General features: G+C 72.0%; 18 protein-coding genes and 1 pseudogene. 10 read left to right on the forward strand and 9 right to left on the reverse strand.

Translation table 11 applies throughout. The features are described 5' to 3' along the window. Nucleotides 1-70: 70 nt before the first annotated feature. Nucleotides 71-631 carry a hemerythrin domain-containing protein gene (locus ACFYZJ_RS08830; RefSeq protein WP_388564428.1) on the forward strand — a complete coding sequence of 187 codons (561 nt, stop codon included), beginning with the start codon at nucleotides 71-73 and terminating at the stop codon, nucleotides 629-631. Between the two features lie 407 nt (nucleotides 632-1,038). On the opposite strand, the gene ACFYZJ_RS08835 is transcribed toward ACFYZJ_RS08830, so the two are convergent. Next, nucleotides 1,039-1,266, reverse strand: a complete 228-nt coding sequence (locus tag ACFYZJ_RS08835; RefSeq protein WP_388564430.1) for a CBS domain-containing protein — start codon at nucleotides 1,264-1,266, stop codon at nucleotides 1,039-1,041. 71 nt (nucleotides 1,267-1,337) lie between these two features. Between ACFYZJ_RS08835 and ACFYZJ_RS08840 the strand changes: the two genes are divergently transcribed. Together ACFYZJ_RS08840 and ACFYZJ_RS08845 are read left to right on the forward strand one after the other, a co-directional pair. Next, nucleotides 1,338-1,823, forward strand: a complete 486-nt coding sequence (locus ACFYZJ_RS08840) for a MarR family winged helix-turn-helix transcriptional regulator (protein ID WP_388564433.1) — start codon at nucleotides 1,338-1,340, stop codon at nucleotides 1,821-1,823. Continuing rightward, on the forward strand, nucleotides 1,820-2,320 hold the full coding sequence (locus tag ACFYZJ_RS08845; RefSeq protein ID WP_388564435.1) for a Rieske (2Fe-2S) protein: 501 nt from the start codon (nucleotides 1,820-1,822) through the stop codon (nucleotides 2,318-2,320). Before ACFYZJ_RS08840 ends, ACFYZJ_RS08845 begins: the two co-directional genes overlap by 4 nt. 6 nt (nucleotides 2,321-2,326) lie before the next feature. Here the strand turns inward: ACFYZJ_RS08845 and ACFYZJ_RS08850 are convergent, their stop codons facing one another. Then, the gene (locus tag ACFYZJ_RS08850) at nucleotides 2,327-2,980 is read right to left on the reverse strand and encodes a cysteine hydrolase (protein WP_388564438.1); all 654 of its coding nucleotides are present in this window, start codon (nucleotides 2,978-2,980) and stop codon (nucleotides 2,327-2,329) included. 135 nt (nucleotides 2,981-3,115) lie between these two features. On the opposite strand from ACFYZJ_RS08850, the gene ACFYZJ_RS08855 reads away from it, so the two are divergent. Next, the gene (locus ACFYZJ_RS08855; RefSeq protein WP_388564441.1) at nucleotides 3,116-3,583 is read left to right on the forward strand and encodes a pyridoxamine 5'-phosphate oxidase family protein; all 468 of its coding nucleotides are present in this window, start codon (nucleotides 3,116-3,118) and stop codon (nucleotides 3,581-3,583) included. A 13-nt stretch (nucleotides 3,584-3,596) separates the two neighbouring features. Here the strand turns inward: ACFYZJ_RS08855 and ACFYZJ_RS08860 are convergent, their stop codons facing one another. Beyond that, complete coding sequence (locus ACFYZJ_RS08860; RefSeq protein WP_388564444.1) at nucleotides 3,597-4,505, reverse strand: LysR substrate-binding domain-containing protein; 909 nt, start codon at nucleotides 4,503-4,505, stop codon at nucleotides 3,597-3,599. A 74-nt stretch (nucleotides 4,506-4,579) separates the two neighbouring features. Between ACFYZJ_RS08860 and ACFYZJ_RS08865 the strand changes: the two genes are divergently transcribed. Further along, nucleotides 4,580-5,578 (forward strand): DMT family transporter, encoded by a 999-nt coding sequence (locus ACFYZJ_RS08865; protein WP_388564447.1) that lies wholly within the window; start codon nucleotides 4,580-4,582, stop codon nucleotides 5,576-5,578. Here the strand turns inward: ACFYZJ_RS08865 and ACFYZJ_RS08870 are convergent. After that, nucleotides 5,575-6,906, reverse strand: a complete 1,332-nt coding sequence (locus tag ACFYZJ_RS08870; protein ID WP_388564450.1) for an aminotransferase class I/II-fold pyridoxal phosphate-dependent enzyme — start codon at nucleotides 6,904-6,906, stop codon at nucleotides 5,575-5,577. The genes ACFYZJ_RS08865 and ACFYZJ_RS08870 overlap by 4 nt on opposite strands. 36 nt (nucleotides 6,907-6,942) lie before the next feature. Between ACFYZJ_RS08870 and ACFYZJ_RS08875 the strand changes: the two genes are divergently transcribed. Together ACFYZJ_RS08875 and ACFYZJ_RS08880 are read left to right on the forward strand one after the other, a co-directional pair. Further along, complete coding sequence (locus tag ACFYZJ_RS08875; RefSeq protein WP_388564453.1) at nucleotides 6,943-7,623, forward strand: pyridoxamine 5'-phosphate oxidase family protein; 681 nt, start codon at nucleotides 6,943-6,945, stop codon at nucleotides 7,621-7,623. A gap of 155 nt (nucleotides 7,624-7,778) precedes the next feature. Next, nucleotides 7,779-7,907, forward strand: coding sequence for a hypothetical protein (locus ACFYZJ_RS08880; protein ID WP_388564456.1), 129 nt, complete (start codon nucleotides 7,779-7,781; stop codon nucleotides 7,905-7,907). On the opposite strand, the gene ACFYZJ_RS08885 is transcribed toward ACFYZJ_RS08880, so the two are convergent. Together ACFYZJ_RS08885 and ACFYZJ_RS08890 are read right to left on the reverse strand one after the other, a co-directional pair. After that, on the reverse strand, nucleotides 7,904-8,908 hold the full coding sequence (locus ACFYZJ_RS08885) for a DMT family transporter (protein ID WP_388564458.1): 1,005 nt from the start codon (nucleotides 8,906-8,908) through the stop codon (nucleotides 7,904-7,906). The two genes, ACFYZJ_RS08880 and ACFYZJ_RS08885, sit on opposite strands and share 4 nt — an antisense overlap. A 46-nt stretch (nucleotides 8,909-8,954) precedes the next feature. Next, nucleotides 8,955-9,497 (reverse strand): Clp protease N-terminal domain-containing protein, encoded by a 543-nt coding sequence (locus tag ACFYZJ_RS08890; RefSeq protein WP_388564461.1) that lies wholly within the window; start codon nucleotides 9,495-9,497, stop codon nucleotides 8,955-8,957. A gap of 271 nt (nucleotides 9,498-9,768) precedes the next feature. Here ACFYZJ_RS08890 and ACFYZJ_RS08895 point away from each other — a divergent pair, with 271 nt between their 5' ends. Beyond that, a complete protein-coding gene (locus ACFYZJ_RS08895) occupies nucleotides 9,769-10,197 on the forward strand; it encodes an SRPBCC family protein (RefSeq protein WP_388564464.1) in 429 nt (142 codons plus the stop codon). A gap of 69 nt (nucleotides 10,198-10,266) precedes the next feature. On the opposite strand, the gene ACFYZJ_RS08900 is transcribed toward ACFYZJ_RS08895, so the two are convergent. Then, a complete protein-coding gene (locus ACFYZJ_RS08900) occupies nucleotides 10,267-10,923 on the reverse strand; it encodes a PadR family transcriptional regulator (protein ID WP_388564466.1) in 657 nt (218 codons plus the stop codon). A 720-nt stretch (nucleotides 10,924-11,643) separates the two neighbouring features. Between ACFYZJ_RS08900 and ACFYZJ_RS08905 the strand changes: the two are divergent. Further along, nucleotides 11,644-11,793 (forward strand): annotated as a pseudogene (locus tag ACFYZJ_RS08905) (SAM-dependent methyltransferase); the annotation flags it as partial. 91 nt (nucleotides 11,794-11,884) lie between these two features. Here the strand turns inward: ACFYZJ_RS08905 and ACFYZJ_RS08910 are convergent. Continuing rightward, a complete protein-coding gene (locus ACFYZJ_RS08910) occupies nucleotides 11,885-12,268 on the reverse strand; it encodes a hypothetical protein (RefSeq protein WP_388564467.1) in 384 nt (127 codons plus the stop codon). Nucleotides 12,269-12,484: 216 nt separating this feature from the next. Between ACFYZJ_RS08910 and ACFYZJ_RS08915 the strand changes: the two genes are divergently transcribed. After that, complete coding sequence (locus ACFYZJ_RS08915) at nucleotides 12,485-13,294, forward strand: PhzF family phenazine biosynthesis protein (RefSeq protein WP_388564469.1); 810 nt, start codon at nucleotides 12,485-12,487, stop codon at nucleotides 13,292-13,294. A 49-nt stretch (nucleotides 13,295-13,343) separates the two neighbouring features. Here ACFYZJ_RS08915 and ACFYZJ_RS08920 read toward each other — a convergent pair whose 3' ends face one another. Then, on the reverse strand, nucleotides 13,344-14,144 hold the full coding sequence (locus tag ACFYZJ_RS08920) for a CPBP family intramembrane glutamic endopeptidase (protein ID WP_388564471.1): 801 nt from the start codon (nucleotides 14,142-14,144) through the stop codon (nucleotides 13,344-13,346). Nucleotides 14,145-14,238: the final 94 nt, after the last annotated feature.

The raw sequence follows: 14,238 nt of genomic DNA on the forward strand, positions 1-14,238 counted from the left end.
GCGGCCGTGGTCCCGCGGCTCGGTCCTGGCGCACGACACCGAACGGGGCAGGACGCCACAGGGAGTGGGAGTGGGCAGTCGCAGCGGCATCATCGAGGTACTGACGGCGGACCACCGGCGGATCCAGCGACTATTCGACCGCATCCGTTCCTCGGCGCCCGGCAGCGACGAACGGAAGACCCTCGTCGAGCAGGTCGGCATGAGTCTGGTCCGCCACGCGGTGGCGGAGCGGGAGCATTTGTATCCCGCGGTGCGCCGGTTCGTGGTGGACGGCGATGCCTGGGCGGACCGCGAACTCGCCGAACACCGCCGGATCGAGGAGTTGCTGAGCTCCCTGGAGGCTCAGGAAGCGGACAGTGTGGAGTTCGGGCACCTCCTGCTGTCCGTGATCAGCCGGGTGACCGAACACGTCGTCCAGGAGGAGCAGCTTCTCTTCCCACGCCTGCAAGCGGTGTGTCCCGCTGAAGTCCTGCGGGATCTCGGCGCGAAGGCCGGCGACACGGAGGCTGCCGCACCCACCCGGCCACGGCCGGGCGCACCGGAACCGGCCCTCCTGGTCAAGGCGACCGCACAGGTTCGGGGCCCCTGGGACCGTCTGCGCGACCTCGTGACACGCCGCGGCCGTCAGTGACTCCGGGCCAGGTGCAACTCCGGTCGACGTCACGAGGACGCGCCGACGTTGCGAGGACGCGTTGTGCCGTGCTGTGCCGTCTCCCGGGGTTCGGCCGTGGCGGCCGGCCGAACCGGCGCAGAGCCGTCGTATGCGGAACGACGGCCGCCGCGCAGGGCCGGGGCGCGTGCCGAGACCAGTGCCATGCCCGCCACGACGCCCCGGTACACCGGAGGCACCCGTGGTCGAGGGCGTGTTCGGCGAGCAGAACACGCCCTGGCCCGGTCCGTTGAGCAGCAGCTGTGCCGCGAACGGTCCGTGGCTAGTCGAAGTCGACCGGCAGCGTGAGCAGTTTTTTCGAGGAAGGAACCCGCCACGACGACCAGGCGGACCGTGGAGACCACTCGGGCTCAGTGAGGCGGAACGGGTCAGTTCGTGGCTGGTGCAGGGACGCGCCGGGGCCTCAGGGTGAGGACACGTTCGGCGTGGTGTTCCTCGTGGAGGTCGATGAGCCGGGCGGTGAGCAGATGGCGCAGGCTGATGATGCCCTCCACCCGGGGCCGCTCGTCGCGGGTGACGACGAGCAGACGGGTGACGTCGTGCCGGGCCATGCGGTTGGCCAGGGCGCGCGGGGTCTCGTCGGGGTGGGCGGTCACCGCCGGGACGGCCAGGTGTCCGAGCGGAGTGCGGTCGGAGGGATCGCGTCAACTCCTCCACCGCGCTCCGCATGGTCGAACGCCTGGAATCCCTCGATCTCATCGACCGACGCGTCAACCCCGACAACCGCCGCCAGGTCGTCCTGCGGCTGACGCCCGTGGGAGCTGAGCTGGTCGACCGGGTCCTCAGTCACCGACGTGCCGAGATCCGCACCCTGGTGGAGCGCCTGCCCGCACAGCAGCGCGCCGGCCTGGTCCTGGCACTCAGGGCACTGACCGATGCCGCGGACGACCTGGGGCTGGACCTCACGGACGAGACCACCCGCCTGGCCGGTCTCGTCGGGAACCCTCTCACCCCCGCCCCGTATCGGCCCCGGCGCCGGCCGGGGGCGGCGGTCCGGGCCGTGTGTCCATCTGACAGCGGAACGACAGGCGTGTTTTACGCCTACCTCATCCCGGACAGGTCAGGATCTCGTCGGGGTCTGAACGGGCGGTGCCCGCCGACCGTACCTCCGTACAGATTTACGGAACGTCCGTGGAAGGGAACGTCAGCATGACCAGCGAATCGCTTCAGCCCGTCTCGGCGCCTGCCCGCCGCAGTGTCGTGGCGGCGGTCGGTGTGACGGGGCTCGCCGTCGCGCTGACCGCGTGCGGAGGCTCGGACGACAAGTCGTCGTCGAGTCCGTCCGGTTCACAGGACAACAGCAACAGCAGTGCGAGCACCGCCACCACGGGCGGGGGCGGCGGCGCCGCGGCCGGTTCCGGCGGCACGGCCCTGGCGAAGACCTCGGACATCCCCGAGGGCGGCGGCAAGGTCTTCGCCGACCAGGGCGTGGTGGTGACCCAGCCGTCGGCGGGCACGTTCAAGGCGTTCTCCTCCAAGTGCACCCATGCGGGTTGCGCCGTGAAGGACATCTCGAACGGCGTGATCAGCTGCCCATGCCACGGCAGCCAGTTCTCGGCGACCGACGGCAGCGTGAAGAAGGGCCCGGCGACCCAGCCCCTGCCCGCCGCGAAGATCGCCGTCTCCGGCGACGAGATCAAGCTGGCCTGACGCCCCTCAATCGCCCCGGACCGCCCGGCGCGGTGGTGCGAGGCAGGTCAGCAGTTCCCCGGTGGTCGTGATGGTGGCGACCAGGGAGAGGGTGTTGCGGATCATCGCGGGGGTGTAGTCGGAGGGCACCCCCGCGATGGCATCCGCGGGCACCACGGCGGTGTAGCCGCGGTTCACGGCGTCGAACACCGTGTTGGGGATCGCGACGTTGGCCGAGACCCCGGTGACGATCAGGGTGCGGCAGCCCAGGTTGCGCAGCAGTGCGTCGACCTCGGTGCCCGCGAGGGGCGACAGTCCGTGCAGCCGGCGCACGACGAGGTCCTCCTCCCGCACGTCGATGGGCGCCGCGACCCGTACCGCCGTGGTGCCGGTCAGCTGCTGGACGGGGAGCCGTTCGGCCGCGCGGAAGAGGCGGGCGTTGCGGCCGGCACCGCGCCCGTCCGGACGGCGTTCGGCGATCGCGTGGATCACCTGCACCCCGCCCTCGTGCGCTGCGGCGACCAGCCGGGCGACATTCGCGAGCACCCCCGAGGAGCGCGCCTCGCGGGCCAGCTCGGGCAGGGCGCTGTCCGGGCCCACGACACCCTGCTGGCACTCCACGGTGAGCAGCACCGTGGCCGGAAGGTCCAGGAGGTCCCTGAGGTCCTGGCGCGACGGCATGGCTCCCCCAGGCGTCGACGGTCCGAGGCGGCGAGGGTAACGACCATTGCGGACGGACGGAAGACGACCCATTCTTTTCTGACGTGATGTCAGAGGATCTCTCTGACACGACGTGGGAGAAGAAGAGGGGGCCGCATGACCGTCACCACGCAGCGCCGGGGCCGGAAGATCATGATGACGCCGGGTGAGCTGGACGAGTTCCTCGCCACCCAGCGCACCTGCCGGGTGGCGACCGTGTCCGCCGACGGAGCCCCGCACGTCAGCGCCCTGTGGTACGTCTGGGACGGCACCTCGCTGTGGCTGTACTCGGTCGTGCGGAGCAAGCGCTGGGCGGATCTGCGCCGCGATCGGCGCATCGCCGTCGTGGTCGACACGGGTGAGGACTACGAACAGCTGCGGGGCGCCGAGCTGTCCGGCACGGCGGAGTTCGTGGGCGAGATACCGCGCACCGGGGAGCTGTGCGCGGAACTCGACGTGCCGGAGATGCTGTTCGCCCGCAAGAACTTCGGCTTGGAGGAGATGCCGCACGACGGCCGCCATGCCTGGATCCGGCTGACCCCGACGAAGATCGTCTCCTGGGACTTCCGCAAGCTGGGCGCGTAGGGCCCCTGCCCGCTCACCCGGCCGTCACGGCTTCGCCTGCCGCGCGCAACGCCTCCACCGCCGCCCGGATCGACGGGCGGCGGTCGGCGTCGGCCCGCCAGACCACGTAGACGTGCCGGCGCACCTGCTGCCGCACGGGCACGGTCACCACTCCGCCCGGCACCGGGTCGCGCCCGAGGCGCGGTGCGATGCAGACCCCGAGCCCGGCGGCGACCAGCCCGAGCTGGGTGTGCGTCTCCCCGGCGCGGTGCCCGACGCACGGCTCGATACCCTTGGAGCGCAGCGTGAACATGAGCCACTCGTGGCAGAACTCGCCATCGGCCCAGGTGATCCACTCGTCGTCGGCGAACTCCTCCAGGCCGACCTCCGCCCGGTCGGCGAGCCGGTGCCCGGCCGGCATCGCCACATCCGCCGGATCGTCCAGGATCGCCGCCTTCACCAGGCCGTCGGGCAGCGGCATCGGCTTGTTGTACCAGTCGAGGACGACCGCGAGGTCCAGGTCGCCGCGCACCACACCGGCCACCCCCTCCTCGGGTTCCAGCTCGCTCGAGCGCAGCCGCAGCGCGGGATGGTCGGCGCGCAGCGCGGCCAGCGCGGTGGGGAACAGTCCACGGGCCGCCGTGGGAAAGGCCGACAGGCGCAGTTCGCCCGCCACCCGCCCGCGCTGTGCCTCCAGGTCGGCATGAGCGAGTGCGACCTGCGACAGAATCCGCGCCGCGTGCTCGGCGAGCAGCCGGCCCGCGTCCGTGAGCCGCACCCCACGCCCGTTCCTGGCCAGCAGCTGCTGCCCCACCTCTCGTTCCAGTTTGGCCATCTGCTGGGAGACGGCCGAGGTGGTCACGTGCAGTCCCTCGGCGGCGCCGCTGACCGAGCCGTGCCGGGCGAGGGCGTCGAGGGTGCGCAGGCGCTCCAAGTTCAACATGTAAGCAATGCTACGAGATATCGGGTGCGAAATCTCGATTGTGCTACGAGATTGCCTCCGCCATCGTTGGGGACATGAGCACCGTCTCCACTCCGCGAACCGTCACCGCCCCCACCACCACCCCTCGCCGCCGGGCCGCCCTCGACTGGCGGATCCGCTTCGGCCTCCTCTCGCTGATCTGGGGTTTCAGCTTCCTGTTCATCAAGGTCGGCACCGAGGCGTACGCCCCGTTCCAGGTGACGCTCGGCCGGCTGGTCTTCGGCACGGCGGTTCTCGCCGTCGCCATGGCGGTCAAGCGCGAACCTCTGCCACGCTCCGCCCGCACCTGGGGACATCTCGCAGTGGCCGGCTTCCTCCTGAACGCACTGCCGTTCTCCCTCTTCGCCTACGCGGAGCTGACGATCCCCTCGACGCTCGCCGGGATCTGCAACGCGACCTCGCCGCTGTGGGGCATGGTCCTGTCCCTGGTGGCACTGTCGGAGGACCGGCCGACGCGGCGCCGGGTGGCAGGGCTCGGCATCGGCTTCCTCGGCGTGCTGACGGTGCTCGGCGCCTGGCAGGGCTTCCACGGCCTGGACCTGACGGGCACGGCGCTGGCCCTGCTCGCCTCGCTGAGCTACCCGGTGGGCTGGATCTACGTCCGTCGCACCCTGGCCGGTTCCAGCCATTCGCATCTGTCGCTCACAGGCGGCCAGTTGCTGCTGGCCACGCTGCAACTGGCCGCCGTCACCCCGCTGTTCACCACCCTGCCGACGCACATCGCGATCCCGCCCCTGCTGGCGATCGCCGCGCTGGGCGCGCTCGGCACGGGTGTGGCGATGCTGCTCCAGTACGGCATGGTCGCCGAGGTCGGCCCGACGACGGCGCAGATGGTCACCTACTTCGTCCCGGTCGTCGCCATCGCGGCGGGCGTGGCGGTCCTGGGCGAGTCGCTGACCTGGTCGACGCCGGTCGGTGCAGTGATCGTCCTGGCGGGTGCGGCACTGACCCAGTCCCGCCCGAAGGCGGAGACCCGGGACCAGCCGAACCCGGGAGCCGGCCGAACCCCGGCAACGGCCCGGTCACGGCACTAGACGTAGCTGCGCGCAGGGCCCGGGCCCAGGGCGGAGGCGACCGCGTCCGCCAGGGGCGCGGTGTCGTCCGCGGTCAGGGTCGAGACGGTGATCCGGATGCCGGGCGGCGCACTGAGCCGGAAACGGGCGCCGGGCGCGACCGCCCAGCCGGCGTGCAGCAGCCGGGCGACCGCGCCGGTCTCGTCGGGCACCGGCACCCACACGTTCATGCCGGTGACGCCATGGGCCGTGACACCGCGCTCGGCGAGCGCGTCGATCAGCGCGCCGCGGCGCGCCCCGTACTCCGCCGCGACCGCCCGCGCGTCCACCGTGCCGTCCGTCCACAGACGGACCACCGCCCGCTGCAGGAGGCGGCTCACCCACCCGGGCCCGAGCCGCTGCCGACCGCGCACCCGGTCCACGGTGACCGTGTCCCCGGTGAGCACCGCGAGCCGCAGGTCGGGGCCGTACGCCTTGGCGACCGAGCGGACGAGGGCCCAGTGCCGGGTGACCCCGGCGAGGGGGTGGAAGGGCACGTCGACGATCCCGTGTCCGTGGTCGTCCTCGATCAGCAGGATCCCCGGATGCTCGCGCAGCACGCGACGCAGGGCACGGGCGCGGGGAGCGCTCACCGCGGCGCCGGTCGGGTTCTGCGCCCGGTCCGTGACGACGAGGGCGCGCGCCCCGGCCTCCAGGGCGGCGCGTACCGCGTCGGGCAACGGGCCCTCGTCGTCGACGCCGACGGGAACCGTGCGCAGCCCGAGCGCCGGTACGAGGTCGAGGGTCCTGCCCCAGCCGGGGTCCTCGACGGCGACGGCGTCCCCGGTCCTCAGATGGGCGGCGAGCACTCGTTCGACGCCGTCGAGCGCTCCGGAGACGACGGCGAGCGGGCCGTCCGGTACCCCGTCGGCGTCCAGGGCGGCCCGCGCGAGGCGCGCCAGCTCCGGTTCCACGGCGACGTCGCCGTACAGCACCGGTGCCCGGTCGCCCTCGGCGGCGGCCGCCGCGAACACCTCCGTCAGCGGGGGCAGCAGCGCCGGATCCGGGCTGCCGCTCGACACGTCGCGTACGCCCTCGGGCACGTCCACGCGGATGTGATCCCGGCCCGTCGTGGCCGGGACCGGCCGCACCCGGCTGCCGCGGCGTCCGGCGGTCTCGATGACGCCGCGCTCACGCAGGATGCGGTACGCGGCCGCGACGGTGTTCGGATTGACGCCCAGCTCAAGGGCCAACTCCCGTTGCGGCGGGAGCAGTTGCCCCGGCTCCAGCTCCCCGGTGCCCACCGCGCGTTCCACGCCGGCCGCAATCTCCGCTGCACGGCGCCCTGTGAACCGATATCCTCCTAGCACAAAGAAGATTATGCACTAGTGCAATGGAGAGTGCACATGCAGGGGACACAGCAGCCGTCACCGCCCGCCGCCTACACACCGACCGACCGGACCGTCCCCACACGCTCCGCGCACAAGGCGTCGTACGACAAGGAGCTGGTGCACGCGATACTCGACGAGGGCTACGTCTGCCATCTCGGCTTCGTCCGCGACGGAGCGCCGGTCGTGCTGCCCACGTTGTACGGCCGGGTCGGCGAGCGGCTGTACGTCCACGGTTCGACCGGCTCGCGCCCGCTGCGGATGACCGGGGCGGCCGACCCGGGGCTTCCGGTCTGCCTGACGGTGACGCACGTCGACGGCCTGGTTCTGGCCCGCTCGGCGTTCCACCACTCGATCAACTACCGCTCCGTGGTGGTGCACGGCATCGCCCGCCAGGTCACGGACCCGGAGGAGAAGCGGACCGCCCTGGACGCGCTGGTCGACCACGTCGTGCCCGGCCGCTCACGCGACTCCCGGCCCGCCAACAAGAAGGAGCTGGCCGCCACCGCCGTGATCCGCCTCGACCTGGACGAGGTCTCCGCCAAGCTGCGCACCGGCGGCGCGAACGACGAGCCCGAGGACCTCGCGCTCCCCCACTGGGCCGGCGTGGTCCCGGTCCGCAGGGAGTACGGCGCCCCGCTCGCCGAGGCCGATCTGGCGCCCGGCACCGAGGTGCCGGACTATCTCGCGGCCCTCTGAGGATGCCGTACGGGTGCGGCACCTGGCCGGAATCCTTGGACTCCGGCCAGGTGCCGCACCCACCCCGTCACACGAGGACCGGTTCCTCCGGCAACGCCCGGGCCCCGCAAGCCTCCGCGAGCGCGAGCCCCGCTACCGAGCCGAGCATCAGTGCCGTGCCGCCGAGCGTCGCCGCCGGGCTGCTGACCGCGGCTCGTCCGCTGCGCCCGCGCACCGCCGCACCCGGGGTGCGCCCGGCGGTGGGCCGGGCGCGGTTTCCGGAGGGCCCGCCTCAGGCGGCCTAGGCGGCGGCCTTGCGGGCCGACAACTCCCTTTCCGAGCCGGCGCTCGCGACCGGCTCCGCGGAGCCCTGCGCGGGCGCCGATGACTGGGCGATGAACGCGCCCACCAGGACCACCGCACCGCCGATGATCTGCGGGGCGGAGAGGTGCTCGCCGAGCAGCACCCAGGCCAGCACGGTGGCGATGACCGCTTCGAGGCAGGCCACGACGCCCGCGACCTGGGGCGAGAGCCTGCGCACGGACAGCACGCCGGTGACGTAGGCGAGGACCGTGGCGATCAGGATGATCCAGGCCAGGAGGGCGGCGGCCGGAACGGGGGTGCCGTTCATGTAGGCGGTGCCGGCGAGCACCGACCAGTCCAGGGTCCAGGGACGGGCGACCACGGTGAGCACGGCGGCCCCGCCGAGCAGTCCGTACGCGATGACACCGAGCGGGTCGGGGGCCTGGTCGCCCGCCTCGCTGCCCTGGTCGGACAGGACGAAGTAGCCGACCTGGCAGCAGGCGGCGCAGAGCGCGAGCAGCAGTCCCAGGGGGTCGAAGCCGAGCCCCGACCACACCTCGACGACGCAGGCGAGTCCGCCGACCGCGAGGACCACGCCGGCCACCGCGGCGCGCGTGACCGGACGCCGCTGCACGAAGCGGACCCAGCCGAGGACGAGCGCCGGCGCCAGGTACTCGATGAGCAGGGCGACACCTACGGGTATGCGGGAGAGCGCGGCGAAGTAGCAGGCCTGGACGCCGGCCACGGCGAGCAGCCCGAACCCGGCGAGCAGGCCGGGGCGGCGGCGCAGCAGGTCACGGTGGCGTACGGCGAGCGGGAGCATCACGAGGGCGGCGCCCGTGACCCGCAGCCACACCACGTGCAGGGGGTCCAGCCCTGCCTGGATCAGCGGCTTGGCCGCGACGCCCGATCCACCGAAGGCGACGGCCGACGCGAGCGCGAGCCCCAGCCCGACGCCTCTGCCGCGATTGCTCTGACTGCCCCGAGATCTGTGCACCGGCACATGATGGCAGGCCGCGACATGAGCGTCACCCCCAATAGCTCCTGTCTCAGCGGCTGGACGGAACCGCGCCCGCCGCCGCGATCCGCTCCGTCAGTGCCCTCACGCCGACGCCCGCGCGGCCGAGGACTTCGACCGCCCGTGACTCGGGGTCCGCGACCATCGCCGCGAGCAGGTCGAGGCCTCGTGCACATGCGTCGCCGCGACCTGCAGCGTGCCCGTACGCCGCGCCGAGGGCGGTGGCAGCGGCGGGCGACCAGCCGTCCGGCTCCTTCAGCATGGGCACCGCGCCCGAGTCCTCGACCGTGGTCTGCCAGCGCATGCCGTAACCGATGGCGCGCTGGACGAGGTAGCCGAGCAGCCGGGCCACCTGCGGCCCGTCGAAGACGGCGCGCACCTCGGGGTCGGACTCCAGCAGCGTGTGCAGCAGATGGGCGGTGTCGATCTGACGGTCCCCGTCGCGCAGCGCCCTCCTGCGGGCGCCGGAGAGCACCGCTGCCAGCTCAGCGGTGACCCTGGCATCGAGGTGGGGCCGGTGCGTGCCGCGTTCGGCGGCCGGTTGCTGGACATGACGGGGTGGCACGTCCTCCACCCCATCAGTCCCAGCGGCCCGCGTCATCCCCAGCAGGCAGCATGTGCGCGTCCGACACTGGTTGGGCATGGCTGACCCGGTCCTCCTCCTCACGGATGACATCGCGCCGTTCCCCCTCAGCGGGCCGCACGTCAACCCGCCCGCGGCCGTGCGGGAGGGAGGCCCACCGTATCTGACTGTTCATCAGTATTGAATGTTGCAGACCCTGCGGCTACGTTCCGCGACACCACAGCTGCGCCCGGCGCAGCAGCCGAGGCGAAGGGGTGGTCGCATGGCCGAAGTCAGCGCGGAAGCTCGCATCGAGGCCCCCGCGGAGAAGGTGTGGGCCACGCTCACGGACTGGTCGGCGTACGGCGAGTGGAACGCGACCCACACCGGCTTTCCGAAGGGCGGCCCCGGAACCCTCGAGGTGGGCGGGACCTTTCAGGAAAACATGAAGCTCATGGGCTTCCCGGCCGAGGTCACCTGGACCATCGACGAACTGCGCCCGGGGCGCCTGCTGTCCATCCGCGGCAAGGGTCCGATGGCCGTGGACCTCGCCACCCGCTACACGCTGACGCCGGACGGCGAGGCCACCGCGGTGCGCATCGACGGGGAGTTCACCGGCGCGGCGGTCTCCCTCATGGCGGGCAAGCTGAAGGACTCGGCGACGGCCGCGCTGAACGAGTCGCTGCGCAGACTGGGCGCACTGGTGTCCTGACGGAACGTCCGGCGACGCGAAGACGCCCCGCGGACGCGCGCCGCGGGGCGCCTGCACCTCATCGCGCCGTCAGTGCTCGTCGGCGAGAATCAGGTACAGCTTCTTGCGGGCCTCGTTGATGACCGCGAGGGCCTTGTCACGCTGGTCCTTGTCACCGGTCTTCCAGACCTGGCCGAACGCCTCCATCAGACCGACGCCGGCCTGCCGGATCTCGTGCAGCGCCTCCCAGTCGACGCCGCGCGAGGCCTCCTCCCAGGGGGCGTCCGGGCCCTCGTCGGCCGCGGCGCGACCCGACTCGGTGAGCGAGAAGAGCTTCTTGCCGCCCTCGCTCTCACTGGTGATCAGGCCCTCGTCCTCCAGCAGCTGAAGGGTGGGGTACACGGAGCCCGGACTGGGCTTCCACGCCCCGCCGCTACGCTCGGCGATCTCCTGGATCATCTCGTAGCCGTGCATGGGGCGGTCCTTGAGCAGGGCCAGGATCGACGCGCGTACGTCGCCGCGCCGCGCCCTGCCCCTGGGGCCACCCCGGCCGCGCCCTCCCCAGGGGCCGCCCGGGCCGAAGAAGCCCGGTCCGCCGAAGCCGGGACCACCGGGACCACCGGGTCCACCCGGCCCGAAGGGCCCGAAAGCTCCGCGCCGGCCGTCGAAGCCGCCCCTCATGGGGTGTCCGGGGCCGCCGTGGTGTCCGTGTCGCTCATATCCGAAGTCCTGTCCACGGGAACGCATCACGACCACTCCATTCCATCGTTGATCTGTCGCGATGCCTCGACGATATATCGGAACTGTTCGTGTGACAAGCCCCTACCGAAGCCCGGGATGTCCCGCCTCACCCGATCAGTCGTCCTCTCAGCGAACCCAGTCGTTCCGGCTTCCGTCTCAGCGAACCCAGTCGCGCGACCGTGGGCGCCGGGTTGCTGAACGGCCGTACGGGCTGGGGTGAGTCGGGCAGGGCCCTGCGTAGAGCCGTCGTACGCCGCCGCCGTACACAGCCGCCGTCGGCGTCCGCTGCGGGAGTGCGTGACGGGCCGGTTCGAGGATGTCGATCCACCCGGCACAGCTTGTGGCTGGGGCGCACGGGACCGGGACCGGCTGTTGACACTGCCGGCGGATACGTCCCAGTACCGCTCGACGCGGAGGGCTACGCCGAGTTGCTGACCGAGCGTTCCGGAAGCATCTGCACCGCGTCGGCGTCCCCTTCGGTGAGCAGGCCTGGGACCGCGCTCGCGCCCAGGTCCCCGACGGCACCGAGGAAGGAGGAACAGTCAAGAGTTGTGGGTCGGTTGAGGGAGTCAGTGAAGGTCGCTTGTGCAGGGAGGAGCGCGTTCCCGGGTTGCAGACGGCCGCGTCAGCAGGATGCTCCGGTCGCGCTGCGCACGGGCCTGATGATCTCGTCGGTGAGCCATCGCGCGACCTGTGAGGGATAGGGGCTCCGCAGGCTCAGCACGATCGGCCGCACTCGCGCCGGGCGGCGAAGCGATCTTCATCGACGACGGCCCAGCCGCAGCCGCATACGAGGAAGTCCTCGCGAACCTGCCGATCCCGGCAGCGCTGCGTCGGCTCGATGACGGCAGCCAGTACCGCATTGTGAAGGTGTTCGCGGGGCCCTGACCTGCGGCGACCAGTTCGGCGGAGACGCCTGGAATCCCAGGTGGTGTGGCCCCGGGCGGGGTGAATGACGGTTGCTGCGTCAGGGCCGAAGGTCCTTGAGGGTGAACTCGGGCTCGGCGCAGGGGCCGGACTGGGCTGCGGTCGGGCTGCCCGGAAGGTCCCCGGGGATGTCCGCAGCGTGGACTTCCGCGTTGTCGACGGGCACGTAGGCCAGTTCTGTCACGTCGGGGAGTTTCCAGAAGCGGCGGGTATTGGCGGAGACGGCGTACACCGTGACGAAGCGGGTGGAGGACGGTGCAGCCAGCGCGGCCCGGATGTAGCCGACGGCGTCGCGCGGGCTCAGCCAGGTCGCCAGGTGCCGGGGTTCGGTAGGGATGGGCTCGAAGCTGCCGATGCGAAGGCAGATCACTGACAGACCGAACTTGTCGGCGTACAGCTGCCCGAGGGCCTCGACGGCCAGCACCCGCCGAAGATCTGCCGTTTCGTCTCGGCGAACCCGGTCCACGCATCCAGCCGTTCCAGTCCGTGCAGGTCACCGGACGGAGCACGACCAACTTCGCTGAGACAGGACAGGAACCGGAATCCGGATCCGGGCCGCCGCCCGCCGCCCGCCGACACCAGTCCAGCCACCCCGAATTGGCCTTGTCCCGCCCGGGCCGCACGCCTCTAACGTCGGCCCATGCGGATTCGTATCGTCGACGCCTTCACCGACCGCCCGTTCGCCGGCAACCCGGCCGGGGTCCTCCTCCTCGACTCGTTCCCGGACGACGACTGGCTGCAGAAGGTGGCCCGCGAGGTCAACCACGCCGAGACCGCCTTCGCACACCGTCTGCCCGAGGGAGGAAAGGCCCACTGGGCGCTGCGCTGGTTCACCCCCACCACCGAGGTCGCCCTGTGCGGCCACGCGACCCTGGCCACCGCACACGTCCTGCACACCACGGGCGCGCACGAGGGCCCGGTACGGTTCGCCACCCGCAGCGGTGTCCTCAGCGCCGCGCCACGCGACGACGGCTCGATCACACTGGACTTCCCCACCGCGCCGCTCACCCCCGTCGAGATCCCCGACGGCGTGGCCGAGGCCCTCGGCGCGCAGCCCCACGCCGCCGTCGACACCGGCCCGAGCGTCGGTGACCTGGTCCTGGAGCTCGCCGACGAGAAGACCGTCCTCGGCCTCGCCCCGGATGTCCGGGCGCTCGCCCGCCACTCACCACGCGGCGTCATCGCCACCGCCCGCGCCGAGGATCCCTCCCGCGGGTACGACTTCGTCTCGCGCTGCTTCTTCCCGAACGTCGGCATCGACGAGGACCCGGTCACCGGCAGCGCCCACACCGCTCTGGCCCCCTACTGGTCCGAGCGCCTCGGCCGCCCCGACCTCACCGGTCTGCAGGCCTCCCCGCGCTCCGGCCGCGTGCGCACCGAACTCCGCGGCGACCGCACGCTGCTCACGGGCCACGCGGTCATCGTCATCGAGGGCGAGCTGCTCGCGTAACGGCACGCCAGGGGCGTACGACGCCCTCGTACGCCCCTGCCCCGCCCTTTCACGCCGTCGGCAGCCATCCCACCTTCCCCGCCAGCAGCGCGTAGCCCACGAACGCCCCGATGTCGAGCAGTGAGTGGGCCACCACCAGGGGGCCGACCCGCCCCCAACGGCGGTACAGATGGACGAAGACAACGCCCATCACCATGTTGCCGAGGAACCCGCCGATGCCCTGGTAGAGGTGGTAGGAGCCGCGCAGCACCGAGCTGGCCACCAGGGCGGTGCCGGGGGTCCAGCCCAACTGGCCCAGCCGGCGCAGCAGGTAGCCGACGACGATGACCTCCTCCAGGACGGCGTTCTGGATCGCCGACAGGATCAGTACGGGGAACTTCCACCACACGTTCGGCAGCGCCTCGGGCACCACCGTGAGGTTGGCGCCGAGCCCTCGCGCGGCCAGGTAGAAAGCGATGCCCGTCGAGCCGATCACCGCTGCGATCGCAGCCCCGCGCCCGAGGTCCGGCCAGGGCCTTCTGCGGTCGAAGCCGAGCGTGCGCAGGGACGCGCCCTCCCGCAGCAGGAAGTGCGCCACCAGCGCGACCGGGACCAGCGCGGTGGCGATCCCGAAGAGCTGCCAGGCGAGATCGAGCCAGGGGCGGCCGGGCGCGGCGGAGGCGTTCATGGTGGCCGCCTGGTCCTTGAGCCCGCCCGGTTTGGTGACCGATCCGACAAAGCTGATCAGCGCGGAGACCCCGCTCGCGCCGAGCGAGAGCCCCAGCACCAGCAGCGTCTCGGCACGGAACATCCATCGCGTCGGCCGTTCCGCCGTATAGGAATCGGCCACCGACCCTGCCTCCACCCGCACTCCGCCTCCAGTTGAGCGATCCCGCCTCGTCCCCATCTTCTGCCATACGGCTGTCTCTCGGCACGGGCTCAACACGGGGACCTGGTGGTGGGGA

The organism is Streptomyces sp. NPDC001848 (assembly GCF_042891915.1).
Lineage (GTDB): Bacteria > Actinomycetota > Actinomycetes > Streptomycetales > Streptomycetaceae > Streptomyces.